The sequence below is a fragment of the Actinomycetospora sp. ABD4_176 genome (assembly GCF_056311855.1).
The window spans coordinates 1910922-1937833 of record NZ_CM149974.1; the positions used below are offsets into that span (position 1 = coordinate 1910922).

The following is a 26912-nucleotide window of genomic DNA, read 5'->3' on the forward strand; positions in this document are numbered from 1 at the left end:
CCCGTGGGCGTTCGTCGTCCCCGGCAGCGGGGCATCCCCTGGACTCCTGACGACGACGGAGCCGGAGGGACGCATGTCCAGCGACGACACCCCGGTGGTGGCGGTCCGCCAGGCCATCTCGGCGCTGCGCGCGGGCACGGTGACGCGCCCGCTCGACACCGAGGACCTCGCGATGCTCGGGGTCGAGGCGCGGGCGCTGCTCGAGCAGCTCGTCGACGTCCTGCAGAGCGTCGACCGCGCGACGACCGACCCGCGCGACCCCCACAACCGGGACCTCGCCACGTTGCGCGAACGCCTCTCGGGCGCCCTGACCCCCGGGCCGTTCACCGGTGACCCACGCGACGGGGTCGACACGGAGGCCGTCGCGGCGCGCGCTTCCACGCCCGACGACTGACCCGCGCCGTCGGCGGCGCGGTGGGACGATGGCGGCGTGCCGGAGGGTGACACCGTCTTCCTCGCCGGCCGGCGGATGCACGACGCGCTGGCGGGCGGGACGCTGACGCGCGGGGAGCTGCGGCACCCGCGGCTGGTGGAGCACGACCTGGCGGGCCGCACCGTGCTCGAGGTCGTCAGTGTCGGCAAGCACCTGTTCACGCGCTTCGACGACGCCACGAGCCTGCACAGCCACTTCCGCATGGACGGCTCGTGGCACCTCTACCGGCCCGGGCGCCCGTGGCGGGGACCGGAGCACCAGGTGCGGGCGATCCTCGAGGTGCCCGAGCGCGTGGCCGTCGGGTTCCGACTGCACGACCTCGACCTGCTGCCCACCGACCGCGAGGACACCTGGGTCGGGCACCTCGGCCCCGACCTGCTCGGCGCGTCGTGGGGTCCCGAGGACGCCGCCGAGGTCGAGCGACGCCTGCGCGCCGACCCCGCCCGCGAGCTCGGCGCGGCCCTGCTCGACCAGAGGGTGGCCTGCGGCGTCGGCAACCTCTACAAGGCGGAGATCTGCTTCCTGCTGGGCGTCTCGCCGTGGACGCGGGTCGGGGAGCTGACGGACGGGCAGGTCCACGACGCCGTCGCGTGGGCCCACAAGCTGCTGGTCCGCAACGCGTGGCGTCCCGAGCAGTCGACCACCGGCGACCTCGGCGAGGGCGCCCAGCACTGGGTGTTCGAGCGCGGCGGGCGGGGCTGTCGGCGCTGCCGCGACGTCGTGCGCACGGCCGGGCAGGACGATGGCTCTCCGGACCGCGAGGACCGGATCGCCTACTTCTGCCCCACCTGCCAGCCCGGGCCCCACCCGCCGCTCGAGCGCCGCCGCGGCCGCCGCCCCCAGCAGCAGTCGGGTCGCCAGGCCCGCTACTGAGCTCACCCGTGCATCCGCGCGCCCTTGACGATCTTGTCGACGGCGTTGCGCGGGCCGTGCACCGCGAGCCCGACCAGGTCCAGATCCGCGCGCGCCACCTTCGCGACCGCGGCGCGGTTGTCGGCGTCGTTGCCGGTGGCGAAGAGGTCGGCGGTGAAGATCGCGGGCGCGAGGCCCCGGTCGAGGGCGCGCCGGTGGGCGGCGCGCAGGACGTCGGCGTCGCCCGCGAAGACCATCACCGGCTGCCCGAGCATCGCGAGGTAGCGCGTGCCGTCGGCGTCGGCGTAGGGCTCGCCGACCAGCTCGGGCACCGCCGCGGTGATGCCGCTGACGAGGAACGCGGTCACGTTGAGGGACTGCCAGCCGGCGAGGTCGTCGCGCAGCACGACGGCGATCTTGGTGTCGAATCCGCTGCTCATGGACGGTGACGATCGCGCGGGGACACGGGCCCGGTCTTGTACGTTCCTGGCGTGGGTGAGCACGTCCGCGCCTGGCGTCCCGCGGTCCCGGGCGTCGCCGAGGTCTTCCACGCGCGGTTCGTCGACCACGCCTACCCGTCGCACACCCACGAGGCGTGGACGCTGCTGATCGTCGACGACGGCGCCGTGCGCTACGACCTCGACCGCCACGAGCACGGCGCGGTGCCGGCCTCGGTGACCCTGCTGCCGCCGCACGTCGCGCACGACGGGCGCTCGGCGCGCCCCGGGGGCTTCCGCAAGAGGGTGGTCTACCTCGACGATGCCGCCCTCCACGGCCCGTCGGTGGGCCGCGCCGTCGACCGCCCGGCGGTCGCCGACCCCGTCCTGCGCCGCCGCGTCGACCAGTTGCACCACGCGCTGGCGGCGCCGGGAGAGGAGCTCGCGGCGCAGAGCCGCCTCGCGTTCGTCGCCGAGCGGCTCGCGGCCCATCTCGGGGCCCGCCCGCAGGAGTCCGGTCGGGGCGAGCACCGGCGCGACCCGGGCCTCGCCCACCGGCTGCGCGACCTGCTCGACGCCCGCCTGGTCGAGGGGCTCGCGCTCGACGAGGCCGCGCGGCTGCTCCACGCCCACCCCACGCACCTCGTGCGGGCGTTCGGTGCCGAGTTCGGGCTGCCGCCGCACCGCTACCTGACGGGGCTGCGCGTGGACCGGGCCCGGCGGCTCGTGCTCGAGGGCATGGCGCCGGCGGCCGTGGCCACGGCCGCGGGTTTCCACGACCAGGCGCACCTGACCCGGCACTTCCGCCGGGTGGTCGGCACGACCCCGGGCCGGTTCGCGGCCCGGGGCGCGTGACGGCGCTCTGGTACTGCCCGGCGCCCTAGTACTGCCCGGGGGTCTGCTGCTGCTGGGTGGGCTGCTGCTGCGGCTGCGCCGGCGCGGGCTGGGCCTGCGTCGTCTGGCCCGCGGGCACCTGGGTCTGGCCCTGGCCCTGGGTGACCTGGCCCTGGCCCATCGAGGCGCGGATCTGGTCGAGGCGGCTCTTGCCCGCGTAGTCGCGCGACGCCTCCTCGACCTCGAGCATCCGGCCCTGCACGCTGTTCTGCGCGAGCTCGGCCTGCCCGAGCGCGGTGGAGTACCGGCGCTCGATCTTGTCCCGCACCTCGTCGAGCGAAGGGGTGTTCCCCGGCGCCGCGACCTCGCTCATCTGGCGCAGCGACGCGGAGACCTGCTCCTGCATCTTGGCCTGCTCGAGCTGGCTGAGGAGCTTGGTGCGCTCGGCGATCTTGGTCTGCAGCACCTGCGCGTTGCGCTCGACGGCCTGCTTGGCCTGCTGCGCGGCGCCGATCGACTGGTCGTGCAGCGTCTTGAGGTCCTCGACGTTCTGCTCGGCCGTGACCAGCTGCGACGCGAACTGCTCGGCGCTCTGCTCGTAGCGCTGCGCGCCCTGCTCGTCGCCCTTGGCGCGGGCGTCGTCGGCCATGACCAGCGCCTGGCGCGCGGAGGCCTGCAGCTTCTCGATGTCGGCGAGCTGTCGGTTCAGCTTCATCTCCAGCTGGCGCTGGTTGCCGATCACCGATGCGGCCTGCTGCGACAGCGTCTGGTGCTGCCGCTGCGCGTCCTCGATGGCCTGCTGGATCTGCACCTTCGGATCGGCGTGCTCATCGATCCGCGAGGAGAACGCGGCCAAGAAGTACCGCCAGGCCTTGACGAAGGGGTTGGCCATCTGCTCCCGCCCAACTCGTGACGTCGACTCGGCTCAGGCCGCGACATCCGCGCCTGGTCTCGATGTCCATCGTCTCACCTCCCCGCGGAGGCTTCCACCGACCCGCCGGGTCCGACGATCACGACCGGCGTGCCGCTCACACCGCGTTCACACCGATCGCCCGGCTGTCACACGGCTCACGCCGCGACGCGCACCAGCGGCACCGTGCGGGCGCCGCCCCCGGTGCCCGCGAGGCCCACCAGCCGGACCGTCGTGGCCCCGTCCACGGGCGCCACGACCTCCTCACCGTTGCCGTCGCCCGGAGCGCCCTCGGGCTCGGGCAGCGCGACGGTGCGCGGTGGCGCCGGGCCCTCGGGCTCGGGCGGGGTGGGGATGCGGGCGGACATGCTCGCCGCGGCCCCGTCACCGTCACCGGCACCGCCGGCCGCGCCCTGCTCCGGCTCGAACGCCTCCTCGACCGCGGTGCGCAGCTCGTCGTCGACGGCGGTGCCGCCGCCGTGGTCGTGGTGGCCCTCGAGGCCGCGGACGCCGACGCCCGCGGGCACACGGCGCGGGACGGGACGCAGCGTGTCGGCGACCTCGTCGAGCAGCTCGGGCAGCGGCAGGGCGAGCGCGTCGCAGATGGCGGCGAGCAGCTCGCTGGACGGCTCCTTGCGGCCGCGCTCGATCTCCGAGAGGTAGCCGAGGCTGACCCGCGCCTCCCGCGAGACGTCGCGCAGCGTGCGGCGCCGCTCGGTCCGGGCGCGGCGGACGGCCCCGCCGATGGCCTCGCGCAACAGCAGCGACATGGCACCTCCCAGCACCGGCCGCCGGGGAACCCCGGGTGACACCCCGACAGCGGGGCGTCGACGACCGTGTCCGTCCACCGTACCGAGATCGCCGCGACGGCGACGCCGACGCGGACCGCGGGCCGTTCGTCGAGAGCGAACAGCTCCGGGGTGGCTACCGGGCCTTCGCCCGCGCACGCAGGCGCAGCGCGCGGACCAGGTAGTCGGCGCCGGTGAGGACCGTCACGACGACGGCGGCCAGCATGAGGACGGCGACCCCGGGATCGAGCACCGCCGGCAGCGGCATGATCGCCAGCCCGAGCGCGATCGTCTGCAGCACCGTCTTGATCTTGCCGCCGCGACTGGCGGGGATCACGCCGTGGCGTAACACCCAGAACCGCAGCAGCGTCACCCCGAGCTCGCGCACCGCGATGGTGATCGTGATCCACCACGCGAGCTCCCCGAGCACCGACAGCCCGACCAGCGCGGCCCCGGTCAGCGCCTTGTCGGCGATGGGGTCGGCGATCTTCCCGAAGTCGGTGACCAGCCCCCAGCGGCGGGCGAGGTCGCCGTCGAAGGTGTCGGTGAGCGACGCGATCGCGAACACCGCGAACGCCGCCCAGCGCCACGCCGGGCTCTGCCCCCCGTCGACGAACAGCACGACGAGGAACACGGGGACGAGCGCGAGCCGCACGACGGTCAGCGCGTTCGCGATGTTGACCAGCGGCACCGGCGACGTCACGACCCCGGCGGCCCCGGACGGGGACGACCCGTCGGGGCCGGGCCCGGTCATCGCGCCCCGGCGCCGACGGGCGCCGCGTCCTGGACCGAGCCGCCCTCGGGCAGCACGTCGAGCGCCTCCACCACCAGGTCGATGCCCTCGGCGTCCACCACCCGGGCGCGGACGACCACGCCCGGGGCGAGCCCCGCGAGGAGGCCCTCGTCCCCGGAGAGCAGGCACTCGCCGTCGACGTCGGGCCCCTGGTGCGCGGCCCGGCCGACCCAGACGAGCCCGGCCTCGCCGGCCTCGCCGGCCTCGCCGGCCTCGGGGGCTCCGTCGGCCTCCTCGACGTCCTCGACCGTCTCCTGCCGCTCCACCAGCACCTCGACGGTGGTGCCGACCCGGCGGGCGGCGCGGTCCTCGGCGACGTGCTCGGCGAGCCGGGTGATCCGCTCGACGCGGGCGGCGACCTCGGTCAGGTCGACCTTGTCGGGCAGGTCGAGGGCCTCGGTGCCGTCCTCGTCGGAGTAGCCGAACACCCCGACCGCGTCCAGCTCGGCCTCCGCGAGGAACGCCTCGAGCTCGCGCAGGTCGTCCTCGATCTCGCCGGGGAAGCCGACGATGACGTTGGACCGGATGCCGGCCTCCGGGTCGAGCGCGCGGATCTCCCGGCACAGCGCGAGGAACGTCTCGCGGGACCCGAACCGGCGCATCCGGCGCAGCACCGTGGCGCTGGCGTGCTGGAAGGACAGGTCGTAGTAGGACGCCACCCGCGGGGTGCGGGCGATGGCCGCGAGCAGCGGCGGGCGCACCTCGGCGGGCTGCAGGTACGACACCCGCACGCGGCGCATCCCCGGCACCACGGCCAGCTCGCCGAGCAGGCGCTCGAGCGCGCCGCCGGCCGCACCGCGCGCGTCGATGTCCTTGCCGTAGGACGTGGAGTTCTCGCTGACGAGCAGCACCTCGGCGACGCCGTGGTCGGCGAGCCAGGCGGCCTCGGCGACGACGTCGGCGGGGTCGCGGGAGACGAAGGCGCCGCGGAAGGAGGGGATGGCGCAGAAGCTGCAGCGCCGGTCGCACCCCGACGCGAGCTTGAGCGGTGCGACGGGGGCGTCGTCGAGCCGCCGCCGCGGCACCGTCGGCACCCACTCGTGCCCGGGGATGCTCGTGTCGCGCACCGCGTCGGGCCGCTTGACCGGGCTGATCGGCAGCAGCGTGCGGCGGTCCGTGGGCGTGTGGGAGGCGAGCGGGCGCCCGGCGAGGACGTCGTCGAGGCGGGAGGGCAGGTCGCCGTAGTGGTCGAAGCCGAGCACCGCGGCCGCCTCGGGCAGGGCCTCGGCGAGCTCGGCGCCGTACCGCTCGGCCATGCACCCCACGGCGACGACCTTCGCGTCCCCGCCGCCGGCGGCCAGGACGGCGTCCACCGAGTCCTTCTTGGCCTGCTCGACGAAGGTGCAGGTGTTGACGACGACGACGTCGGCCGTGCCGTCGGCACCCTCGGCGCCGTCGGGTGACGCCGCGACGTCCCAGCCCTCGGCGGCGAGCCGGCCGGCGAGCTCCTCGGAGTCGACGTCGTTGCGGGCGCACCCGAGGGTCACCAGCGCCACCCGGGGGCGCTCTTCGGTACGGGGGGAGCGCTCGACCACCTGCCCAGCCTATCGGCCCGGCCCCTGGCCTACCCTCCGCTGGTGGTGAGCTGCCGGTGACCTCGAGCAACGAGACGGCGCGGGAGACGGCGGTCGGGTCGGCCGCCCCGGTGCTGCTGCGCCGGGCCCGCACGGCCGACGTCCTCGGCATCAAGACCCTGGTCGACTCGTTCGCCGACGACAACATCCTGCTGCGCAAGCCGCTGGTGACCCTCTACGAGACGGTCCAGGAGTTCCGCGTCGCCGTGCGCGGGCGCGACGTGGTCGGCTGCGGGGCCCTCCACGTGCTGTGGGAGGACCTCGCCGAGATCCGCACCATCGCCGTCGACCCCCGCATGCAGGGCGCGGGGATCGGCCACGGCCTGGTGCACGAGCTGGTGGCCCAGGCCCGCGCGCTCGGGCTGCGCAGCGTGTTCGTGCTCACCTTCGAGGTGGCGTTCTTCGAGCGGCACGGCTTCCGCGAGATCGAGGGCTCGCCGGTGAGCCCCGACGTCTACGCCGAGATGATGCAGTCGGCCGACGAGGGCGTCGCGGAGTTCCTCGACCTCGCCTACGTGAAGCCGAACACGCTGGGCAACAGCCGGATGCTGCTCGACCTCTAGCTAGCCGACCGGCTCGGCCCGCCGCCCCTCCTCCTCCCCCAGCACGCCCGCGTCGCGCCGCGGCAGGCGCGCGGCGACCCGCCAGCCCGAACCGTGGCGCCCCGCCTCGACGGACCCGCCGACGAGCGCCGCCCGCTCGCGCATGCCGACCAGCCCCAGCCCCGAGCCCTCGGCGACCTCCCCGTGCCCGGGCCGCGGGCCGTCGTCGATGACCTCGACGGTCACCGCCTCGTCCTCGTGGCGGACCGCGACCCGGGTCGGGGTGGGCCCGGCGTGGCGCAGGGCGTTGGTGAGGGCCTCGGTGACGATCCGCCCGGCGATGACGTCGGCCTCCGGCCGGTCGGACGGCGCCGCGCCCGCGACGGTCACGGTCACGGGCAGCCCGGCCTCGCGCACGGGCGCCGCGAGCGCCTCCAGCGCCGCGGCGTCCAGCTCGAGGTGCTCCGCCGCGTCCCCCGAGGCCACGCCCGGCCCGAGGCCGGCGAGCAGCGTCGGCAGCGCGGTGGCGATCCGCTCCCCCGCCTCCGTGATCGTCGCGAGCGTCGCCGGCTCGGGCGCCACGCGCGCGGCGTGCACCGTCACGACCAGCGCGGACAGCTCGTGGGCGAGGACGTCGTGCAGCTCGCGGGCGAGGCCGAGGCGCTGGGCCCGCACCGCGCGGCCGGCCTCGTCGGCGGCGCGCGCGGCGGTCCGGCGCGCCTCGGCCTGCGCCGAGCGCCGCTGGAGCACGCCGAGGCCCCAGACCGCGGGGACGAGCAGGTACGAGACAGCCACCGTCCACCGGTCACCCGCGAAGCCCGCGGGCATCCCGATCACCGTCGTCGTCACCAGCACCGCGGCCGTGGACGCGGCCACCACGACGGCCGAGACGACCGTGGCCGCCGCGGTGCCGGCCGCCAGCCCCGCACCGAAGACGATGACGCCCCACGACGCCTCGGTGAGCAGGTGCGTGCTGCCCAGCACGCCCGCGGCGCTCGACGCGGCCGTCGCCACGACCAGCGCCGGCAGCGGCGCCCGGCGCCACCACCCCAGCGTCAGGGCCTGCACGACCAGCGGCACGAGGGCCAGCGGGCGCGCGGGGTCGACGTCGACCATGGCCAGGCTCGCCGCCGCCGGGCTCTCCGGGTCCAGCGCCGGCGCCGCCGCGGCCGCCGCGGCGCCGGACAGCGCGACGAGCGCGAGCACCCCGGCCCCGAGCAGGAGCCCGCCGCGCGAGGGGCGCCACGACGGCGCGTCGCCGGGCAGCTCGTCGCCGGCGGGAGCGGGACCCGCCTCGGCCGCCGGTGCCCGCAGCACGGTCAGGGCGCGGCGCATCCCGGCCAGCGCCGCCCGCGCCTCCGCGCCGATGGCGGCGAGCCGCGGGCCGGGGTCGGCCTCGCCCGCCAGGGCGCGGGTGCGCGTGACCACCCGCTCGACGCGCACCGCGACCAGCTCCCGCAGGTCCCCGGCCAGGCGGTCGCGCTGGGCGGCGAGGGCGTCGGCGAGGCGTTCGTGCTCCGCGCGGCGGCGCCGGACCGCGGCCCGGGCGGCGCGGACGCGCGTGACGACGGCGAGCGCGGTGACCGCGAGCGCGACCGGCACGAGGGTGAGGTCGAGGCCGAGCGCGAGGCCCACCGCCCGGTCGGGGGCGTCGGGGTGGGCGACGAGGCCGGCGAGCAGCGGCGCCACCACGGTCACCCCGACGGCCGCGAGCGCGCCGGGCAGCGGGCGGGCCCGGCGCACCACGCCGTAGACGAGGACCGCCCACACCCAGGTCGCGACGGTGGTGGAGATCGCCCAGGCCACCGGCACGGTCACCCCGAACGCCAGCAGCGCGCCGATCGGCCGCTCGCGCCGCCACAGCGCCGGCACCGTCTGCAGCGTGCCCGTCGCCATCACCGCGAGGACCGCGCCGGGGCCGGCTCCCGGCATCCACGTCTCCGTCGCCAGGCCGGTGAGCACCGCCATGAGCAGCAGCAGCCCGATGACGACACCGTCGACCGCCCGGAGCTCGGGCAGCAGGTCGAGGCGGCGGCGGGGCGTCATGACGGCCGGGTGGGCACCAGGCCGCGCTCGAAGGCGTGCACGACGAGCTGCACGCGGTCGCGGCGGTCGAGCTTGCGCAGCAGGTGCGCCACGTGGGTCTTCACCGTCGACTCGGCGACGACCATCTCAGCGGCGATCTCCGCGTTCGACAGCCCGCGGGCGACCAGCACGAGCACGTCGTGCTCGCGCGCGGTGAGGCCCTCGGGTGGCCCGGCGGGCGCGGACGGGGCCGGCTCCTGCGCCACCCAGTCGCGGACCAGGCGGGTCGTCACCGACGGCGCGAGCAGCGACTCGCCGGCGTGGACGGTGCGCACCGCCCGCACGAGGTCCTCGGGGTCGGAGTCCTTGAGCACGAAGCCGCTGGCGCCCCCGCGCAGGGCGCGGCGCACGTAGTCGTCGACGTCGAAGGTGGTGACGACCAGGACGCGGGTGTCGGGGTGCTGCGCGGTGATCCGCTCGGTGGCCGTCAGCCCGTCGCCGCCGGGCATGCGGACGTCCATGAGCACGACGTCGGGCCGGTAGGACGCCACGGCGGCCACGGCGGCGGGCCCGTCGCCGGCCTCGGCGACGACGTCGATGCCGCCGGCGGCGGTGAGCACGGTGCGGAAGCCGGTGCGGACGATCGGCTGGTCGTCGACGAGCAGCACACGGATCCCCACGGGCCGCATGGTGCCAGGGCCGGTGGGTCACCGTCCCGGTGTCCGCCCCGACGCCGCAGGCGTCACCGCCGCACGACGCCGCTCCCGGGCCCCGGCCCGCAGGCGGTCGCCGACGCCGACGACGAGCTCGACGTGGCCTACCGACCGGAGGTCGCGCTGATCAACTCCTACCGCGGAGACGCGTGCCTCGGCGTGCACCAGACCGTGAGGAGCGCGCCCCCGACGCCGTGGTCTCGCCGAGCCTCGGTGCCGCTTGCGTGTTCCGATCGGCAGCCCGCACCACCGCTGCGGCCCGTGGCCCGACGGCGCCCGGCAGGCCCGGGCGGCGCCGGGAGTTCGTCGCCGACCGGGCGGCCGGGCCTGGCCGGGGAATCGTCACCGTTCCGTGACCTGACGAGGGCTCCGTGGCGCCGTCTCCGGGCCGGCAGTGTCGGGGGTCGGCTCTAGCGTTCCCGGTGTGAGCATCGACCACGACCCGAGCGCCGGCCCCACGGCCGTGCTCGACGGTCGTGCGCCCGATGCCGACCTCCTCGCGGCACTCGACGACATCGACCCGACGACGCTCACCGGCGAGGCCCTCGCCTCCTACGTGCGGGCCCGGTGGCGGGTCCACAACCGCGCCGTGGCCCAGCTGCTGGCCGGGCTGCGCGAGCTCGGCACCGCCCGGGAGGGGCGCACGGTCCGGGTCGCGAACTCGGACGAGTTCTCCGGCGACGAGGTCGCCGCGCTGCTGGGGTGGTCGCGCACGATGGCGGCCCGCCGGCTGGACCTGGCCGACGACCTCTTCGAGCGGTTGCCGTCGTTGGGCGCCGCGATGTGGCAGGGCCGCATCGACGAGCCGAAGGTCCGGGCCATCAGCGAGCTGACCGCCGACCTGTCCGACGACCACGCCCGCTTCGCCGCCGCTGAGGTGCTGCCCGAGGCCCCGGAGCTGCCGGTGGCGGCGCTGCGGGAGCGGCTCGGGCAGATCGTGCTCGACCTCGATCCGGACTGGGCCGAGCGCCGCCGCCGGCGCGCCGAGGCCCGCGGGCGGGTGCTGCTGTCGGCGAACCCGTCCGGCACGGCGACCCTCGCCCTGGTGGACGCGCCGTCGACCGAGGGCATCGCCTCCATGGCGCGGATCGAGGCCCTGGCCGCCGCGGTGCGGCGGCTGGGGGTGCTGGTCCCGATCAACCAGCTGCGGATGCAGGTCGGGATGCGGCTGCTCAACGGGTCGACCGCCGGCATGCCCGACGACGCCGTCGCCGCGCTCCTGGCCGCCGAGTACCACGACAGCGGCAGGCCCGAGGGCGGACAGGGAGACGGCCCCGACGACGAGGGCTCCGGGCCATCCGACGACGGCCCCGACGACGAGGACCCCGACGACGAGGACCCCGACGACGAGGACCCCGACGACCACGACCCCGACGACCCGGACTCCGGGCCATCCGACGACGGCCCTGCCGGCCCCGACGATCCCGGTGGCCCCGACGGTCCCCGCGACGACGATCGGGACCAGGGGCCGGACGACGGGCCGGGCGGTGCTGCCGGTGACCACTCCCCCGGCGCCCCCGACGAGCAGGGCGCCCTCGATCTCCCCGACCTGCCGACCGGGTCGGACGACACCGAGTCACCCGCACCCGAGTCGCCCGCACCCGAGCCGCAGGAGTCGCGCACCGGGCGGCTCCGCCAGGGCACGGTGGAGGTGCGGCTGCGCCTGACCACGGCACTCGGCCTCGACCAGCACCCCGCCACCGTGCCCGGCTACGGCGCCGTGACCGCGCCCGTGGCCCGCGAGCTGGTCTCCCGCCGCCACCAGGGCGAGTGGCGCGTCGTCCTCACCGACCCGGACGGGCACCTCCAGCACGTGCTGCTCGCCCGCCGGCGACCATTCCGCCCCCGCGGCCGGGATCGGGCGCGGGGGCGGGCACCGGGCGCGGCCCGGACAGGCGCGATCGTCGAGCTCCAGGTCCCGACGGCGATGCTCGCCGCCCTGGACCCCGACGAGCACGGCGACTGGACGCCCCTGCTCCGCGAGCTCCGGCAACGGCTCCGGGACCTGGTGGCGCACGATCACCTCGGACGCCCACCCGACGCCGACTCCGGTCCCGACCAGTGGGTCCGGCGCCGACCCGGCGCCGAAGCCGAACGTTGGGTCCGGGTTCGCGACCGGCACTGCGTCGCCCCGGCCTGCCGCCAGCACGCGCACCGTGCCGAGATCGACCACACCCGCGGACACGCGTCCGGCGGCCCCACCGTGACCTGGAACCTCGGCGCCTGGTGCACCCACCACCACCGGCTCAAGCACCTCGCCGGCTGGCGCGTCACGCAGCCCTCGCCCGGACGCTTCGTCGTGCGCACCCGCGCCGGGATCACCCACACCACCCGCCCGAAGCGGATCCTCGAGCCCCTCCCGGGTCCACGGCCAGCCGCCGAACCCCGGCCCCTGCCCGAGGACGGCTGGCCCGAGCCCGACGGCCTCGACACCGACGACCACGACACCGACTGGCTGGCAAAGATCGCCCCCAGGATCGCCGCTCGTCACGCGAGGGAGACACCGGCCCCGGCGCCGGCGGGCACGCCCGACCCCGACGACCCACCGCCCTTCTAGGTCGTCGAGGCGGCCGCAGCACGCCGAGCACCACCGCGGTCTCGCCAGGGACCGCCACGGGTCGAGACGGACCGCCACGCGTTGTCACCACCCGCCCCGGCCCGCATCCAGCTCCGGCGCGGGACCTCCTCGGGGCGTCCGGGGCGAGCTACTGCTCCCCGTCCTCCGTCGGCGGGGGGATGTCCGAGGCCGGGTCGGCCGCCGGCGCCGGGGCCGGCTCGCCGCGCAGGGATGCGAGGAGGTCGGGCAGCTCGTCGGGCTTGAACAGCACGTCCCGGGCCTTCGAGCCCTCGGACGGGCCGACCACGCCGCGCGTCTCGAGCAGGTCCATGAGCCGCCCGGCCTTCGCGAACCCGACCCGCAGCTTGCGCTGCAGCATCGACGTCGACCCGAACTGGCTGGTGACGATGAGCTCGGCCGCCGCGACGACCAGCTCGAGGTCGTCGCCGATGTCGGGGTCGATCTCCTTCTTCTCGCCCGCGGCCTCGGTGGTGACGCCCTCGGTGTAGTCGGGGTCGGCCTGCTCCTTGCAGTGGTCGACCACCGCCGCGATCTCGTCGTCGCCGATGAACGCGCCCTGCAGGCGGTTCGTCTTCCCCGCGCCCATGGGCAGGAAGAGGGCGTCGCCCATGCCGATGAGCTTCTCGGCGCCGGGCTGGTCGAGGATGACCCGCGAGTCCGTCAGCGACGACGTCGCGAACGCCAGCCGCGACGGCACGTTCGTCTTGATCAGCCCGGTGACGACGTCGACGGACGGCCGCTGCGTCGCGAGCACGAGGTGGATGCCGGCCGCGCGGGCCTTCTGCGTGATCCGGACGATCGCGTCCTCGACGTCGCGGGGCGCGGTCATCATGAGGTCGGCGAGCTCGTCGACGATCGCGAGGATGTACGGGTAGGGCCGGTAGACGCGCTCGCTCCCGAGCGGCGCCTGGATCTCCCCGGACCGCACCTTGCGGTTGAAGTCGTCGATGTGCCGCACCCGGTTGGCCTGCATGTCCGCGTAGCGCTGCTCCATCTCCTCGACCAGCCACTGCAGCGCCGTGGCCGCCTTCTTCGGCGAGGTGATGATCGGCGTGATGAGGTGCGGGATGCCCTCGTAGGGCGTCAGCTCGACCATCTTCGGGTCGATGAGGATCATCCGGACCTCGTCCGGCGTGGCCCGCGTCAGCAGCGAGACCAGCATGGAGTTGACGAAGCTGGACTTGCCGGAGCCGGTGGAGCCGGCGACCAGCAGGTGCGGCATCTTCGCGAGGTTGGCCGTGACCATCCGGCCCTCGATGTCCTTGCCCAGACCGATGACCATGGGGTGGGTCTCGGCGCGCGCCGTCGACGACGTCAGCACGTCGGCGAGCCGCACCATCTCCCGGTCGGTGTTGGGCACCTCGATGCCCACCGCGGACTTGCCCGGGATCGGCGCGAGCAGCAGCACCCGGTCGGTCGCCGCCGCGTAGGCGAGGTTGCGGTGCAGCGCGGTGATCTTCTCGACCTTCACCCCGTGCCCGAGCTCGACCTCGTAGCGCGTCACCGTCGGGCCCCGGGTGAAGCCGGTGACCTCGGCATCCACCTTGAACTGCTCGAGCACCCCGGTGATCGCGTCGATCATCGCGTCGTTCGCGGCGCTGCGCGCCTTGGGCGGCTCGCCGGCGGTGAGCAGGTCGGTCGGCGGGAGGTGGTAGTCGCTGTCGGGGTCCGCGCGGTGGGAGCTGAACGACGTCGCGGCCTGCGGGTCGACCTCGGTCTCGGCCGGGGCCGTCGTGTCGGGCACCGCGGTCGACGCGGCGGGCGACGCGGCGGGCGACGCGGCGGGCGACGCGGCGGGCGACGCGGCGGGCGAGACCGCCGACGCCGGTGCCGCCGCCGAAGCCGCGGCCGCGCGCCTCGACGAGCGCCCGCGGCCCCCGCCCGCCCCCGCCTCGGACGCCGGCACGCCCTCGGGCGGGGTGGTCAGGTCGGGCACGGACGACGCCCGGTCGCGGTGCCGGGCCGGGTGGCCGGCCGCGTCCCCGCCGGAGCCGTCGGCGCCATCGGCCCCCTCGTCCCCCTCGTCCCCCTCGTCCGACTCCTCGCCCCGGCGCCCGCGACGCCGGATGCGCGTGGTGGGCGCGGTGCCGTCGTCGTCGGCGGGCTCGCCGTCGACGTCCACGTCGTCCGGGCCGCCCCACTCGTCGTCCGGGTACTCGCCGGTGACGAGCGCGCGCAGGCGCTCGCCGACCTCGCGGACCGGGGTCCCGGTGAGCACGAGCAGGCCGTAGAGCCCCACCAGCACGAGGACGACGCCGGCGAGCCACACCGTCACCCCGCGGGCGAGCGGGTCGGCGACCACCGCGCCGATCACCCCGCCCCCGGACCGGCGGCCGTCGAGGTCGGCGGGCGCCCCGGCGACGAGGTGCCAGACGGCGAGGACCGCGATGCCCAGCAGCAGGGCGCCGACGACGGTGCGCGGCCGGGTCTCGGGGACCGGGTCGGTGCGCAGCAGCACCACCGCGACGAACAGCAGCACCAGGGGCAGCACGAGCGCCGCGGCGCCCATGACCGTCCGCAGCCCGACGTCCAGGCCGGCCCCCACGGGGCCGCCCGCCCGCCACCACACCCCGGCGGCGGTGAGGACGGCGAGCACGACGAGCGCGAGCGCGACCCCGTCGCGGCGGTGCGCGGCGTCGACGTCGCGGGCACGCCCGAGCGTGCGGACCAGCGATCCGAGCCCGCGCGCGGTCAGCACCCAGCCGCCGCGCAGCGCGCGGACGATCGGCCCGGGCCCCGACCGGCGGGCGGGCGCCCGGCCCTTGCCGGCCGGGCGCTTCGTCCCGCCCCGTGCCGGGCGCTTCTGCTGCGGCGAGCGCGTGGTGGCGTCCGGGCCGTCACCGCGGCGCCGCGGCGTCCGCCCGCCCGTGATCGGGCGGCTGCGGGTCGCGCGCTTCTCTGGTGTGTCGGTCCGCCCGGCCATGGCGCCACGGTAGCCCGCGGGCACCACGAGCCCCGGTAGCCACACGCGTCCCGGCGGGTGACCTAGCGATCTCCCCGCGCGGCGCCGCCGCGCCGCGACGACACCTCCTCGCGCCACACCGCGGTCTTCGTGCAGTACTCCGGCGCGACGACGACCGACCGCTCGTCGAGCAGCTGCTCGAACCCCGCGGCGGTGGCCGGGACGTCGCGCGGGCAGCAGCGGGTGGACAGCTCCACCAGCTCGCGGCCGCTGGGGAACCGGAAGTGCTCCAGGTCGACCCGCGGCAGGCCCAGGGCCGCCGCCGTGACCTTGACCCGGCGGACCACCAGCGGGCCGTGCACCTCGAGCTCGCTCAGCCGGGCGTCGTCGACCGCCTCGGCCCCGCCCCCGCAGGCCCACGCACACTGGGTCCCCGAGAGCAGGTCGCGGGCCTTCGCCGACCCGGCGATCACCGCGGCGGCGAGGGCGGCGTCGATCTCCCGGCGCACCTCGATGTCCTGCCACACGCCCTCGGGCACCACGTCGTACTCGACGCGCGCCCCCTTGGGCACCGCCCGCTCGCGGTCCGAGCCGCGGCGGCGCGCCGAGACCGCGAGGTCGAAGCGTCCCCGGGCGCGCCGGCGCAGGCGGATCTCGACGCCGGCCCGGAGCAGGTCCAGCGCGGCGGTGTCGAGCAGGTAGGTCTGCCGGACGCTCCAGGTCGGCCCGTGGCGCCCGGTGAGGGCCTCGGCGGCGGCGCCGGCCGGCGGCACCAGCAGCGTCTTGAGCTCGACGCTGTCCGCGTGAGCCCCGTGTGTGGCGAGCCACGCGAGCGCCTCGGCCGATCCGAACCTGCCCACCCGGTCGACCTCCCCTCGGGCCCCACCGCCTCCCGCCGACGGCGACACCCGTCGGCGACCCTAGCCGCGGGCGAGTGATCCAGCCCACCGCAGCGGGTCGAACCTGACCGTACGGACAGGGTGGACCCCCTCCCGCACCGGCCGGACGCGCACGCGACCCGATCGGACCACAGAGGCACTCTGCGTAGTCCGCCCAGCACAACCATGTGCTGGCACACAGTTGCGCACGATCCGGTTTCGAAAGACCCCGCACGCCCCTTGCCGACGGCCCATCCGCTCCCTACTGTCGCCTGTGGCTCAGCACACACCGCTCGGCGGCCGCGATCAACCGGTCGCCGCCAGAAGCCGTGTGTCCTGCCGCCCAGTGGTCGACATCGTCGGCCGGACGGTCGATCGGACCGGCGGCAGCCAGGGCTCCTCCCACGCGCTCCCCGCCGGTCGGCATCGTTCCGCGCCTCGCTGCGCCACGCCCCCGGAGACACCCGGACCCACGGTCGGGGTCGGCCCGGCGGAGACGGGTCCCGGGGCGGCACCGCCGCCACGGGCAGGAAGGACATCCATGAGGAGGTACGTCGGATGACGTCCACGGATCGATCGGACGAGCTGCACGCAGCCGGCCTGGACGGACAGAACAGGACCGCGCTCGGTCGGCTCCTCAACACGGGCAACATCGGCCACGCCGAGGTGGGCGACGACGGCATCATGCGCGCCACGGTGCGCATCCCGGAGGACGAGCTCGTCTTCGACCCCTCGATCCTCGTCTTCCCGGAGGGCGGCGAGGTCGAGCTGACGCTCATCAACGACGACAAGAACACCCACTGCGCGGTGCTGCCCCACAACGGTGACCCCAAGATCATTTGGCTGGTCAACCACTCGAAAGGCACCGCCCGTCTCTCCCTGGGTGGCCCGGGCACGTACTACTACGGCTCCACCACCGGCAACGACGAGGGCCGCGGCCTGACCGCCGCGCTCGTCTTCGGTGGCGAGGTGCCGGACTCGGCCAAGATCGACCGGCCCCCGCAGCCGCGCCCGTAGGCCCCCACCCCACGCCAGAGACCGGAGAGGAAACAGATGACCGACTACGTGGACGCCGGCGAGGCCGTCCCGCACCGGACCCTCAGCGCCGTCAAGGGCCAGGCCCCGGCCACCAGCGACGTCAACTACGAGCGCATCCAGAACGCCCGCAGCGAGCCCCAGAACTGGCTCACCTACTACGGGACCTACGACGGCCAGCGCTACAGCGCGCTGGACCAGATCAACAAGGACACCGTCAAGCGGCTCACCCCGGCGTGGGTGTTCCAGGCCGGCATGAACGGGCTGCACTCCGGCGCGTCGACGTACTCCTTCGAGGCCTCCCCGCTCGTCGTCGAGGGCGTCATGTACGTGACCGGCCCCGACGGCAAGGTCTGGGCGATCGACGCCGCCACCGGCGAGGAGCTGTGGCGGTACAAGCACGCCTCGCCGTACGACGTGTCGCTGTGCTGCGGCAACGTCAACCGCGGCTGCGCGGTGGGCCACGGCAAGGTGTACATGTACACGCTCAACGCCCACCTCATCTGCCTGGACGCGCAGACCGGCGAGCTGATCTGGGACGTCACCAACGGCGACGTGCGCGCGGGTGAGAGCGGCTCGGTCGCGCCGCTGATCGTCAAGGACCTGGTCGTCGTCGGCAGCGCCGGCGGCGAGTTCGGCCTTCGCGGCCACATGGACGCCTTCGACGCCGAGACCGGCGAGCGCCGCTGGCGCTGCTACACGGTGCCGAAGCCGGGCGAGCCCGGCTCCGAGACCTGGGGCGACGAGGCCGGTGAGGCGTGGCAGCGCGGCGGCGCGAACTGCTGGGTCACGGCCACCTACGACCCCGAGCTCGAGCTGCTGTTCCAGGGCACCGGCAACCCGGCGCCCGACTTCGACGGCGACGTGCGCCCCGGCGACAACCTCTACACCGACAGCGTCATCGCGGTGGACGTCAACACCGGCGAGATCCGCTGGCACTACCAGTTCACGCCCCACGACCTGTGGGACTACGACTCGACGATGGAGAACCTGCTCTTCGATGCTCCGGACGGGCGCAAGCTGCTCGCCCACGCGGACAAGAACGGCTACTTCTTCGTCCTCGACCGCACCAACGGCGAGCTCGTCCGGGTCTTCCCCTTCGTCGACCGCATCACGTGGGGCGAGATCACGCCCGACGGCAAGGTCACGCCGAAGGTCTACCCGGACGAGGAGGGCGTCCCCGTCCACTTCTGGCCCGGCCCGGCCGGCGGCAAGGAGTGGACGCACATGTCCTACAACCCCAACACGGGCCTGATCTACGTGCCCGTGCAGGAGGTCGGGGCGACGGCCACCCGTCGGCGTCGTGAGTTCAAGGAGTCGATCCCCTACTGGGGCGCCGGTGTCGCCGTCGACCTCGACGACTTCTACGGCTACGTCGCCGCCATCGACCCGCTCACGGGCGAGGAGAAGTGGCGCTGGAACAACGAGTACCCGATGTGCGCCTCGACGCTGACCACCGGCGGTGGCCTCGTCTTCCAGGGCACGCCCACCGGCGAGCTCGTCGCCCTCGACGCCGACACCGGCGAGAAGCTCTACTCGTTCCAGTGCGGCAGCGGGCACCACTCCAGCCCGTCCACCTACGAGGTCGACGGCCGCCAGTACGTGGCCGTGCCGACCGGCTGGGGCGGCTGGGTCGAGGGCTTCCTGCCCGGCCTGCTCGGTGCCTCGGCGGGTGATGCGATGTTCGTCTTCGCGCTGCCCCAGAGCTGACCCCACCCCGCACCAGGAAACCGTCGCCGGCCCCGTGCCGGCAGAGAGGAGATCGACATGGAGCTCCACGTCTGGGAGACCCCGCAGTTCGAGGAGATCGGCGTCGCGCCCGAGGTGACGATGTACGTCGCCCAGATGGACGACTGACCGACTGAACCGCGAAGGGGCGCCGGATCCGTTCCGGCGCCCCTTCGCGGTGTCCGGTGCCCGTCCGGCGTCGGTGATCCGGAGGAGGTGTCATGACGGTCGAGCAGACCGAGGCGCGGCCCGAGGCCAAGCGCTGGCTCTGCGAAATGTGCGGGTTCATCTATGATCCGGAGGAGGGTGATCCCGACAGCGGCATCCCGCCCGGGACGCCTTTCGAGGACATCCCGGACGACTGGATGTGTCCGATCTGCGGGGCCGAGAAGTCGGACTTCCGCGAGTTGGCCCCGGGCGAGTTCCCGGAGATGTGAGGTAGCAGCAAGAATGATCACCGGGTACGGCCACTTCGCGCAGCTCGCCGAATCGCTCCAATGGGACGAGACCACCATCGACCTCACGGCCGACGTCGAGGCCTGGGGCAAGCTCGAGCAGGAGGAGTACGACCAGGTCCTCGGACTGCTCGCCGGCTTCTGTGTCGGCGAGACCTCCGTGGCCACCCACCTCACGTCGTTCCGTGGCGCGGCCAGCACCGACGACCGGATGGACGAGGTCTTCGCCGCCCAGGCGCGTGACGAGGCACGCCACGCCCGCTTCTTCGACCGGGTCGTCCGCGAGGTCGCGGGCATCCCCGGCGACAACATGGCCGACCGGATCGACGCCCTGCGCGACCGGGTGAGCCCGGACCTCCTCGAACTGTTCGAGGAGCGGCTGCCGGCCATCGCGGCCTCGGTCGCCGACGACCACTCGCAGCTCACCGCCGCCGTCGGCCTCTACCACATGATCCTCGAGGGCGTGGTGCTCACGGCGGGCCAGCACGCCCTGCTGCAGACGCTCAAGGGCCTGTCGGTCCAGATGCCGGGCACGCACAAGGGAATGGAGCTCGTCCTGCGCGACGAGCGCTGGCACATCGGTTTCGGCTCCCGCGTCATCCAGAGCGCGGACGTCGTCGACGACCAGATGGAGGAACTGCTCACCCAGGGTGTCAAGGCGGCATCCGCGTGGGGCGATCTGATCTCGCAGGACGACATCGCCCAGGTCGAGCACCTCCACCAGCGCCGTCTCAAGTCCGTCGGCATCAAATTCTGGTGATCTCGTGCGCCGACGTGAGTCGGCGCGCGCGGGTAGGTTGATCGCTATCGACGAGAGGAGGTGGCACGCCATCATGGAGTCGCTCTCCATCTGGGAGACCCCCGAGTTCGAGGAACTCGGCGTCGCCCCCGAGGTGACGATGTACGTCGCCCAGCTCGACGACTGACGACCTACCGACAGGGGCGCCGGAGATCGCTTTTCCGGCGCCCCTGTCGCCGTCTCCGCGATGACGAGGAGGACTGACGGCGATGTGGCTGCGGGTGCTCGGCGCCGGCGCGGGCGGCGGCTTCCCCCAGTGGAACTGCGGCTGCCCGGGTTGTCGCGCGGTCCGCGAGGGCTCGCGTCCCGCCTCGCCGCGGACGCAGTCGTCGATCGCCGTGAGCGCCGACCGCGCCACGTGGTTCCTCGTCAACGCCTCCCCCGACCTGCGGGCCCAGATCGAGGCCGCCCCGGAGCTGCGCCCGCGGGACAAGCGCCACAGCCCGATCGCCGCGGTGCTGCTCACCGACGCCGAGCTCGACCACACCATGGGCCTGCTGCTGCTGCGCGAGGGACCTGGCATCGCGGTCCACGCCACCGACGCGTCGTTCGCGACGCTCACCGACGGCACGGGCTTCGTCCCGACCCTGGAGCGCTACACGCAGGTCACGCGGCACGTGGTGGTCCCGGGCGAGACCGTCACGCTCGCCGCCGGCCTGACCTACACCGCGTTCGACGTGCCGACGGTGAAGAAGGCGCGGTTCGCGGGAGACGCAGCGAAGCGGAGCTCGACCCGGGCGAGTGGCGGGCTGGACAGCGAGGGCCGCGTCGTGGGCTACCGCTTCACCGACACCACCTCCGGCCGGACCGCCGTGTACCTGCCCGGCGTCCAGGAGGTCACGCCCGCGGTGCACGACGAGCTGGCGGCCGCGGACGTCGTGCTCGTCGACGGCACCACGTGGACCGACGACGAGATGATCCGGCTGGGCCTGGCGTCCAAGACCGCCCGCGACATGGGCCACCTGGCCGTCGACGGCCCGGACGGGAGCCTCGCGCTCCTCTCCGGCCTGCGGGCGGAGCGCAAGATTTACACCCACATCAACAATTCGAACCCGATGCTGCTCGAGGACTCCGCGGAGTACGCGACGGTCACCGCCCACGGGGCCGAGGTCGCGACCGACGGACTCGAGGTGGAGGTCTGAGGCGGATGACGGCGACACACGCGACCAACGGCACCGGGACGCCCGCCGGGCCCGGGACGGCGGTCGGCCCCGACGCGCTCGTCGAGCGGCTGCGCTCGCAGGCCACGCGCTACCACAGCGAACACGACTTCCACGTGCGCATGAACGCCGGCGAGCTCTTGCCCGACCAGATCCGCGGCTGGGTGGCCAACCGGTTCTGCTACCAGGAGGCGATCCCCCGCAAGGACGCCGCGGTGCTGGGCAACTGCCCCGACCGCGAGGTCCGGAAGCGCTGGATCCGGCGGATCACCGACCACGACGGCACCGACACCACCGAGGGCGGCATCGAGGCCTGGCTGCGCCTCGGCGAGGCCTGCGGGGTGCCCCGCGAGGAGATGGAGGACGGCCGGCACATCGTCCCGGGGGTGCGGTTCGCGGTGGAGGCCTACGTGACCTTCGCGCGCACCCGGCCGTGGGTCGAGGCCGTCGCCTCCTCGCTCACCGAGCTGTTCGCCCCGGGCCTCATGGCCGAACGGCTCGCGGCGTTCGAGAAGCACTACACGTGGATCGACAAGGACGGCCTCGACTACTTCCGCAACCGGCTCCACCAGGCGCCGCGCGACTCCGAGCACGCGCTGGAGATCGTCAAGGAGCGCTGCCGGACCGCGGAGCAGCAGGACGCCGCCGTCGCCGCGCTCGCGTTCAAGAACGATGTGCTGTGGAGCATGATGGACGCGATCGACACGGCGTACCCGGCCGACACGTCGGACCCGACGTGACCAGCACGGTGCCGCGCACCGGGCGGCCGCGGCTCGCCCGGTTCGTCAAGATGCGCCACGACTCCGCCCGCGGGCGCCAGGTGCTGCTCGGGCCGGAGACGGTCGTGGTGCTCAACCCGACCGGCGCCGACATCCTCGGTCTCTGCGACGGCGCGCACAGCGTGGGCGACATCGTGGACGAGCTCGGCCGCCGCTACGACCGCGTCGTCGACGACGAGGTGACCTCTTTCCTCGAGCGTCTCGCGTCCCGGCGCTGGGTGGAGATCCCGGATGACTGAAGCCCCCGACGGTCCCCTCGGCCTGCTCGCCGAGCTGACCCACGCCTGCCCGCTCTCGTGCGCCTACTGCTCCAACCCGCTGGAGCTGACGAAGCGCTCCGCGGAGCTCACCACCGACGACTGGCGCCGCGTGCTCGACGAGGCCGCCGACCTCGGGGTGCTGCAGAGCCACTTCTCCGGCGGCGAACCGCTGCTGCGCCGCGACATCGTCGACCTCGTCGCCCACGCGAGCGGGCTCGGCCTCTACACCAACCTCGTGACCAGCGCGATCGGCCTGTCGCGGCCGCGCGCGGAGGCGCTGCGCGACGCCGGCCTCGACCACGTCCAGGTCAGCATCCAGGCCGACGAGCCGGTGTTGTCCGACCGGCTCGCCGGCATCTCCTCGTTCGACAAGAAGATGGAGGCCGCGCGGCTGGTCAAGGAGCTGGGCTGGCCGCTGACGCTCAACGTCGTGCTGCACCGGCAGAACATCGACCGCATCGGCGCCATCCTCGAGCGGGTCGAGGAGCTGGAGGCCGACCGCGTCGAGCTCGCCAACACCCAGTACTACGGCTGGGCGCTGCGCAACCGCGAGGCGCTGCTGCCCAGCCGCGAGCAGCTCGAGCGCGCCGAGCAGGTGACGCGCGAGGCCCGGGAGCGCCTGCGCGGTCGCACCGACGTCATCTACGTCATCCCCGACTACTACAGCCGCTACCCCAAGCCCTGCATGGGCGGCTGGGGCTCGCGCCAGCTCGTCGTCGGGCCCGAGGGCAACGCCTGGCCGTGCCTGTCGGCGCACGAGCTGCCGCTGCCGCGGGCGAACGTGGGCGAGCACGACCTCGGCTGGATCTGGCGGTCGTCCCCACTGTTCACGGCCTTCCGCGGCACCGACTGGATGCCCGACCCGTGCCGCAGCTGCGAGCGCCGCGAGGTCGACCTCGGCGGCTGCCGTTGCCAGGCCTTCCAGCTCACCGGCGACATGACCCGCACCGACCCGGTCTGCGTGCTCTCGCCGGACCGCGGGATCATCGACGCGGCCGTCGAGGCCGCCAACAGCGACGAGGGGCCCGCCGACCCTGCCCGAGAACCGGTCCTCGTGCCGGTGCCGGAACTCGTGGCCCGGCCCCATCGGGCGGACTGATCGACGCAAGACGTCCAGAGAGAGGAGACCCGCGATGTCGGGTGGCGGTGGGAAGATCGAGCAGCGAGTGGTCCTCACGCGGCAGGAGGCCGCGCGGTGGCTCCACCAGCTCGCGACGGCCCTGGAGAACGGCGGCACCGCCGACGTCGCCCTCGTCGGGCCGACCGTGGCGCTGAACCTCCCCGAGGAGTTCGAGGTCGAGCTGGAGCTCGAGCCCTACGGCGAGAAGATCGAGCTCGAGTTCGAGCTGATGTGGCCGAACGACCGCACCGAGCCGTCCTCGGACCGGCAGCGGACCTCGGTCGCCGCGCCCACACCCCTGCGCTGACGCTTGCGGCCGGGGGCCGCGTGCAGTAACCAGGTCCCGTGTCCGTGATCGCCGTCACCTTCGTCGTCGTCGCCCTGGCGGAGGTGGCGGACACCAGCGGTCTCGTGACGCTCGTCCTCGCGACCCGCTTCCCGGCGCGCTGGGTGCTCCTCGGCGTCTTCGCCGGGATGCTCGTGCACGTCGGCATCGCCGTGGCGGCCGGCAGCCTCGTCGGGCTGCTCCCGGAACGTCCCCTCGAGGCGATCCTCGCCGTCATGTTCCTCATCGGCGCGTTCCTCACGCTCCGCGAGGGGCTGGAGGACGACGACGATGACGACGACGACGACGACGAACGGGAGGCACCGCGGACGCGCTGGGCGGTGGTCGCGACGGCGTTCGGCATCACCGCCCTCTCCGAGCTCGCGGACCCGTCGCAGATCCTCACCGCGACGCTGACCGCGCAGTACAGCGCCCCGCTGCTCGTGGGCATAGGCGCGCTGCTGGGCCTCTGGGCCGTCTCCGCCCTCGCCGTCTACGGAGGCCACCGGCTCCGGCAGGTCGTGCCGGTGCGGTGGGTGGCGGTCGTGGCGGCCGGGATCATGGTGGTCCTGGCCGTCATCAGTGCGGTCCGGGCGGTTCGGGGCTGAGCGCTTCGTGATCCCGGTCGTCACCTTCGTCCTGGGCGTCGCGGTCCTCGTCTACAGCGCCGAGAAGCTCATCGGTCAGCTGGTCGGCATCGCGAGCCGGTGGGCGATCTCGCTCTTCCTGGTCGCCGTGGTCTTCACCGGGATCGAGTTCGACGACCTGGCGTTCGGCCTCGCACTGGGCGCCGAGGACCTCCAGGACGTCGCCCTCGCCACCGTCATCGGCACGACGATCGCGATGCCCGGCCTCGTGCTCGCCCTCGCCGCGATCCTCGCCCCGACCACCGTCCACGTGCCCCGGGACTACCTGGCCCTCTACGCCGCCGCCCCGGTGGTCACGTACGCCCTCGCGCTGACGGGCTGGCTGACGCCCCTCGCTGGGCTGGGCCTGCTCGTGCTGTTCGGCGTGTTCGTGGTGTGGGTCGCCGTGCGCGAGTACGCGGCCCGGCGACCCGTCTGGCGCGACGCCGCGCTCTACGAGCAGATCGATCGCGTGACCCTCGGCGGCGGGGTCGCCTCCCGGCGGGGCCGTGGCGACCCGCCCGGGCCGCCGGGCACCGCGCCCCCGGGCCTGCGCGTCGACCAGGGCTTCCTGCGCGCCCGCGCCCGCTCGCCGCTCGGCACGGTCGGCCTCGCCGTCCTCGCGCTCGCCGGGCTCGTCGTCGGCGCCGTCGTCGCCGGCGCGGGGACCGAGGCCATCCTCGAGGGGTCGGCGCTGTCGGGCACGGTCTTCGGCGTCACGATCGCGACGCTCGCCCTGTCCCTCGAGGACCTCTTGCTCACCGCCGAGCCCGCCCGTCGGGGCGCGCCGGAGATCGCCGTGGCGAACGTCGTCGGCAGCGTCGTGTTCTCGGTGACCGGGAAGCTCGGCATCCTCCTGCTCGCCGGCGGGACGATGACCGTGACGCCCGAGGTCGTGCGCTGGCACCTGCCGGTGCTCGTCCTGATGACGGCGACGTCGGCGGTGTTCCTCGCGTCCGGCCGGCTGCGTCGCCGGCACGGCGTCGTCCTGCTCCTCGCCTACGCCACCTACCTGGTGGTCAGCGTCGTGGTCGTCGGCGGTGTCCCGGTCGGGGACTGAGAGCCCCGACCGGGTCGCCGTCGGTGATCAGGCCGCGATCGACCCGTGCGGGTCGATGACGAACTTCTTCGCCACGCCCGAGTCGAACTGCGCGTAGCCCTGCGGCGCGTCGTCGAGCGAGATGACGGTCGCGTTGACCGCCTTCCCGATCTGCACCTTGTCGCGCAGGATCGCGTTCATCAGCTGGCGGTGGTAGCGCATCACCGGGCACTGGCCGGTGGTGAACGAGTGCGACTTCGCCCAGCCCAGGCCGATCCGGATGGACAGGCTGCCCTCCTTGGCGGCGTCGTCGGACGCGCCGGGGTCGCCGGTGACGTAGAGGCCGGGGATGCCGAGCTTCCCGGCCGCCCGCGTGATCTCCATGATCGAGTTGAGGACCGTCGCGGGCTGCTCCTGGTCGGCGTCCTTGCCGTGGCCGCGCGCCTCGAAGCCGACGGCGTCGACCGCGGCGTCCACCACCGGCTCGCCGACGATCTGCTCGAGCTTGTCGGGCAGCGAGCCCTCCTGGGTCAGGTCGACGGTCTCGGCACCGATGACCTCGCGCGCGTGGCGCAGGCGCTCCTCGTTCATGTCCCCGACGATCACCGCGGCGGCGCCGAGCAGCTGCGCGGACGCGGCCGCCGCGAGGCCGACCGGCCCGGCGCCGGCGACGTACACCGTCGAGCCGGTGGTCACGCCGGCGGTCACGCAGCCGTGGTAGCCGGTGGGGAAGATGTCCGACAGCATCGTCAGGTCGAGGATCTTCTCCATGGCCTGGTCACGGTCGGGGAACTTCAGCAGGTTCCAGTCGGCGTACGGGACCATGACGTACTCGGCCTGGCCGCCCTGCCAGCCACCCATGTCGACGTAGCCGTACGCCGACCCCGGGCGGTCCGGGTTGACGTTGAGGCAGACCCCGGTGTGCCCCTCCTTGCACATCCGGCACCGCCCGCACGCGATGTTGAAGGGCGCGGAGACGAGGTCGCCCTCCTGGATGAACTCGACGTCGCGGCCGACCTCGACGACCTCGCCGGTGATCTCGTGGCCCAGGATCAGCCCGGGCGGTGCTGTGGTGCGGCCCCGGACCATGTGCTGGTCGGACCCGCAGATGTTCGTGGCGACGAGCTTGAGGATCACCCCGTGCGGGCACTGCCGCCCGACGTTGGCGGGATTCACCCCCGGCCCGTCCTTGAGCTCCAGACCCGGGTACTCGATGTCCTGGATCTCGACCTTCATCGGTTCGATGTACGCGACGGCCTTCATGGGCGTGCCTCCGATGGATGGTGTCTCGCGGACCGAACGGCCCGGACGGGCCGCCGTGGTGGGC

At 74.4% G+C, this 26912-nt stretch carries 27 protein-coding genes and 1 pseudogene; 18 read left to right on the plus strand and 10 right to left on the minus strand.

Annotated features, from left to right (window positions below; all coding sequences use genetic code 11):
• Window positions 1-73: 73 nt before the first annotated feature.
• Window positions 74-394: a hypothetical protein gene (locus ACYX4T_RS09330; RefSeq protein ID WP_476014261.1), complete on the plus strand. Its 321-nt coding sequence runs from the start codon at window positions 74-76 to the stop codon at window positions 392-394.
• Between the two features lie 36 nt (window positions 395-430).
• On the plus strand, window positions 431-1306 hold the full coding sequence (locus tag ACYX4T_RS09335; protein ID WP_476014262.1) for a DNA-formamidopyrimidine glycosylase family protein: 876 nt from the start codon (window positions 431-433) through the stop codon (window positions 1304-1306).
• Between the two features lie 2 nt (window positions 1307-1308).
• On the opposite strand, the gene ACYX4T_RS09340 is transcribed toward ACYX4T_RS09335, so the two are convergent.
• On the minus strand, window positions 1309-1725 hold the full coding sequence (locus ACYX4T_RS09340; protein ID WP_476014263.1) for a DUF2000 family protein: 417 nt from the start codon (window positions 1723-1725) through the stop codon (window positions 1309-1311).
• Window positions 1726-1776: 51 nt separating this feature from the next.
• Here ACYX4T_RS09340 and ACYX4T_RS09345 point away from each other — a divergent pair, with 51 nt between their 5' ends.
• Window positions 1777-2577, plus strand: coding sequence for a helix-turn-helix domain-containing protein (locus ACYX4T_RS09345; protein ID WP_476014264.1), 801 nt, complete (start codon window positions 1777-1779; stop codon window positions 2575-2577).
• A 25-nt stretch (window positions 2578-2602) separates the two neighbouring features.
• Here ACYX4T_RS09345 and ACYX4T_RS09350 read toward each other — a convergent pair whose 3' ends face one another.
• The 4 genes and pseudogenes from ACYX4T_RS09350 to ACYX4T_RS09365 form a co-directional block, all read right to left on the minus strand.
• Window positions 2603-3448 carry a PspA/IM30 family protein gene (locus ACYX4T_RS09350; RefSeq protein WP_476014265.1) on the minus strand — a complete coding sequence of 282 codons (846 nt, stop codon included), beginning with the start codon at window positions 3446-3448 and terminating at the stop codon, window positions 2603-2605.
• Window positions 3449-4019: 571 nt separating this feature from the next.
• A pseudogene (locus ACYX4T_RS09355) lies at window positions 4020-4236 on the minus strand (helix-turn-helix domain-containing protein); the annotation flags it as partial.
• 154 nt (window positions 4237-4390) lie between these two features.
• Window positions 4391-5008, minus strand: coding sequence for a CDP-diacylglycerol--glycerol-3-phosphate 3-phosphatidyltransferase (gene pgsA, locus ACYX4T_RS09360; protein ID WP_476014266.1), 618 nt, complete (start codon window positions 5006-5008; stop codon window positions 4391-4393).
• Window positions 5005-6582 carry a MiaB/RimO family radical SAM methylthiotransferase gene (locus ACYX4T_RS09365; RefSeq protein WP_476014267.1) on the minus strand — a complete coding sequence of 526 codons (1578 nt, stop codon included), beginning with the start codon at window positions 6580-6582 and terminating at the stop codon, window positions 5005-5007. Before ACYX4T_RS09365 ends, pgsA begins: the two co-directional genes overlap by 4 nt.
• Before the next feature lie 56 nt (window positions 6583-6638).
• On the opposite strand from ACYX4T_RS09365, the gene ACYX4T_RS09370 reads away from it, so the two are divergent.
• Window positions 6639-7184 carry an amino-acid N-acetyltransferase gene (locus ACYX4T_RS09370; RefSeq protein WP_476014268.1) on the plus strand — a complete coding sequence of 182 codons (546 nt, stop codon included), beginning with the start codon at window positions 6639-6641 and terminating at the stop codon, window positions 7182-7184.
• Here the strand turns inward: ACYX4T_RS09370 and ACYX4T_RS09375 are convergent, their stop codons facing one another.
• On the minus strand, window positions 7185-9209 hold the full coding sequence (locus ACYX4T_RS09375) for a sensor histidine kinase (RefSeq protein ID WP_476014269.1): 2025 nt from the start codon (window positions 9207-9209) through the stop codon (window positions 7185-7187). It lies immediately after the preceding gene.
• A complete protein-coding gene (locus ACYX4T_RS09380) occupies window positions 9206-9868 on the minus strand; it encodes a response regulator (RefSeq protein WP_476014270.1) in 663 nt (220 codons plus the stop codon). Before ACYX4T_RS09380 ends, ACYX4T_RS09375 begins: the two co-directional genes overlap by 4 nt.
• Before the next feature lie 457 nt (window positions 9869-10325).
• Here ACYX4T_RS09380 and ACYX4T_RS09385 point away from each other — a divergent pair, with 457 nt between their 5' ends.
• Window positions 10326-12458, plus strand: coding sequence for an HNH endonuclease signature motif containing protein (locus tag ACYX4T_RS09385; RefSeq protein WP_476014271.1), 2133 nt, complete (start codon window positions 10326-10328; stop codon window positions 12456-12458).
• 148 nt (window positions 12459-12606) lie between these two features.
• On the opposite strand, the gene ACYX4T_RS09390 is transcribed toward ACYX4T_RS09385, so the two are convergent.
• The gene (locus ACYX4T_RS09390) at window positions 12607-15402 is read right to left on the minus strand and encodes a DNA translocase FtsK (protein WP_476014272.1); all 2796 of its coding nucleotides are present in this window, start codon (window positions 15400-15402) and stop codon (window positions 12607-12609) included.
• Window positions 15403-15464: 62 nt separating this feature from the next.
• The gene (locus ACYX4T_RS09395; RefSeq protein WP_476014273.1) at window positions 15465-16241 is read right to left on the minus strand and encodes a hypothetical protein; all 777 of its coding nucleotides are present in this window, start codon (window positions 16239-16241) and stop codon (window positions 15465-15467) included.
• Window positions 16242-16817: 576 nt separating this feature from the next.
• On the opposite strand from ACYX4T_RS09395, the gene ACYX4T_RS09400 reads away from it, so the two are divergent.
• The 13 genes from ACYX4T_RS09400 (at window position 16818) to ACYX4T_RS09460 (ending at window position 25606) form a co-directional block, all read left to right on the plus strand.
• A complete protein-coding gene (locus ACYX4T_RS09400) occupies window positions 16818-17276 on the plus strand; it encodes an MSMEG_3727 family PQQ-associated protein (RefSeq protein WP_476014274.1) in 459 nt (152 codons plus the stop codon).
• 36 nt (window positions 17277-17312) lie between these two features.
• Window positions 17313-19004, plus strand: coding sequence for a PQQ-dependent dehydrogenase, methanol/ethanol family (locus ACYX4T_RS09405; RefSeq protein ID WP_476014275.1), 1692 nt, complete (start codon window positions 17313-17315; stop codon window positions 19002-19004).
• A 57-nt stretch (window positions 19005-19061) separates the two neighbouring features.
• The gene (gene pqqA / locus ACYX4T_RS09410) at window positions 19062-19151 is read left to right on the plus strand and encodes a pyrroloquinoline quinone precursor peptide PqqA (RefSeq protein ID WP_274198780.1); all 90 of its coding nucleotides are present in this window, start codon (window positions 19062-19064) and stop codon (window positions 19149-19151) included.
• A 92-nt stretch (window positions 19152-19243) separates the two neighbouring features.
• Window positions 19244-19459: a rubredoxin gene (gene rd, locus ACYX4T_RS09415; RefSeq protein ID WP_274198781.1), complete on the plus strand. Its 216-nt coding sequence runs from the start codon at window positions 19244-19246 to the stop codon at window positions 19457-19459.
• Window positions 19460-19472: 13 nt separating this feature from the next.
• Window positions 19473-20237 carry a ribonucleotide-diphosphate reductase subunit beta gene (locus ACYX4T_RS09420; protein WP_476014276.1) on the plus strand — a complete coding sequence of 255 codons (765 nt, stop codon included), beginning with the start codon at window positions 19473-19475 and terminating at the stop codon, window positions 20235-20237.
• 73 nt (window positions 20238-20310) lie between these two features.
• A complete protein-coding gene (gene pqqA, locus ACYX4T_RS09425; protein ID WP_274198783.1) occupies window positions 20311-20403 on the plus strand; it encodes a pyrroloquinoline quinone precursor peptide PqqA in 93 nt (30 codons plus the stop codon).
• 82 nt (window positions 20404-20485) lie between these two features.
• Window positions 20486-21418 (plus strand): pyrroloquinoline quinone biosynthesis protein PqqB, encoded by a 933-nt coding sequence (gene pqqB / locus ACYX4T_RS09430; RefSeq protein WP_476014277.1) that lies wholly within the window; start codon window positions 20486-20488, stop codon window positions 21416-21418.
• Window positions 21419-21423: 5 nt separating this feature from the next.
• Complete coding sequence (gene pqqC, locus ACYX4T_RS09435) at window positions 21424-22176, plus strand: pyrroloquinoline-quinone synthase PqqC (protein ID WP_476014278.1); 753 nt, start codon at window positions 21424-21426, stop codon at window positions 22174-22176.
• Window positions 22173-22454, plus strand: coding sequence for a pyrroloquinoline quinone biosynthesis peptide chaperone PqqD (gene pqqD / locus ACYX4T_RS09440; RefSeq protein ID WP_476014279.1), 282 nt, complete (start codon window positions 22173-22175; stop codon window positions 22452-22454). Before pqqC ends, pqqD begins: the two co-directional genes overlap by 4 nt.
• A complete protein-coding gene (gene pqqE, locus ACYX4T_RS09445; protein ID WP_476014280.1) occupies window positions 22447-23574 on the plus strand; it encodes a pyrroloquinoline quinone biosynthesis protein PqqE in 1128 nt (375 codons plus the stop codon). The genes pqqD and pqqE overlap by 8 nt, the downstream gene beginning before the upstream one ends.
• Before the next feature lie 34 nt (window positions 23575-23608).
• Window positions 23609-23902 (plus strand): amphi-Trp domain-containing protein, encoded by a 294-nt coding sequence (locus tag ACYX4T_RS09450; protein ID WP_476014281.1) that lies wholly within the window; start codon window positions 23609-23611, stop codon window positions 23900-23902.
• 38 nt (window positions 23903-23940) lie between these two features.
• Window positions 23941-24528, plus strand: a complete 588-nt coding sequence (locus tag ACYX4T_RS09455; protein WP_476014282.1) for a TMEM165/GDT1 family protein — start codon at window positions 23941-23943, stop codon at window positions 24526-24528.
• A gap of 7 nt (window positions 24529-24535) precedes the next feature.
• Window positions 24536-25606, plus strand: a complete 1071-nt coding sequence (locus ACYX4T_RS09460) for a sodium:calcium antiporter (protein WP_476014283.1) — start codon at window positions 24536-24538, stop codon at window positions 25604-25606.
• A 27-nt stretch (window positions 25607-25633) separates the two neighbouring features.
• On the opposite strand, the gene fdhA is transcribed toward ACYX4T_RS09460, so the two are convergent.
• Entirely contained in the window at window positions 25634-26848 is a 1215-nt protein-coding gene (gene fdhA, locus ACYX4T_RS09465; RefSeq protein ID WP_476014284.1) for a formaldehyde dehydrogenase, glutathione-independent, read from the minus strand.
• Window positions 26849-26912 lie beyond the last annotated feature (64 nt).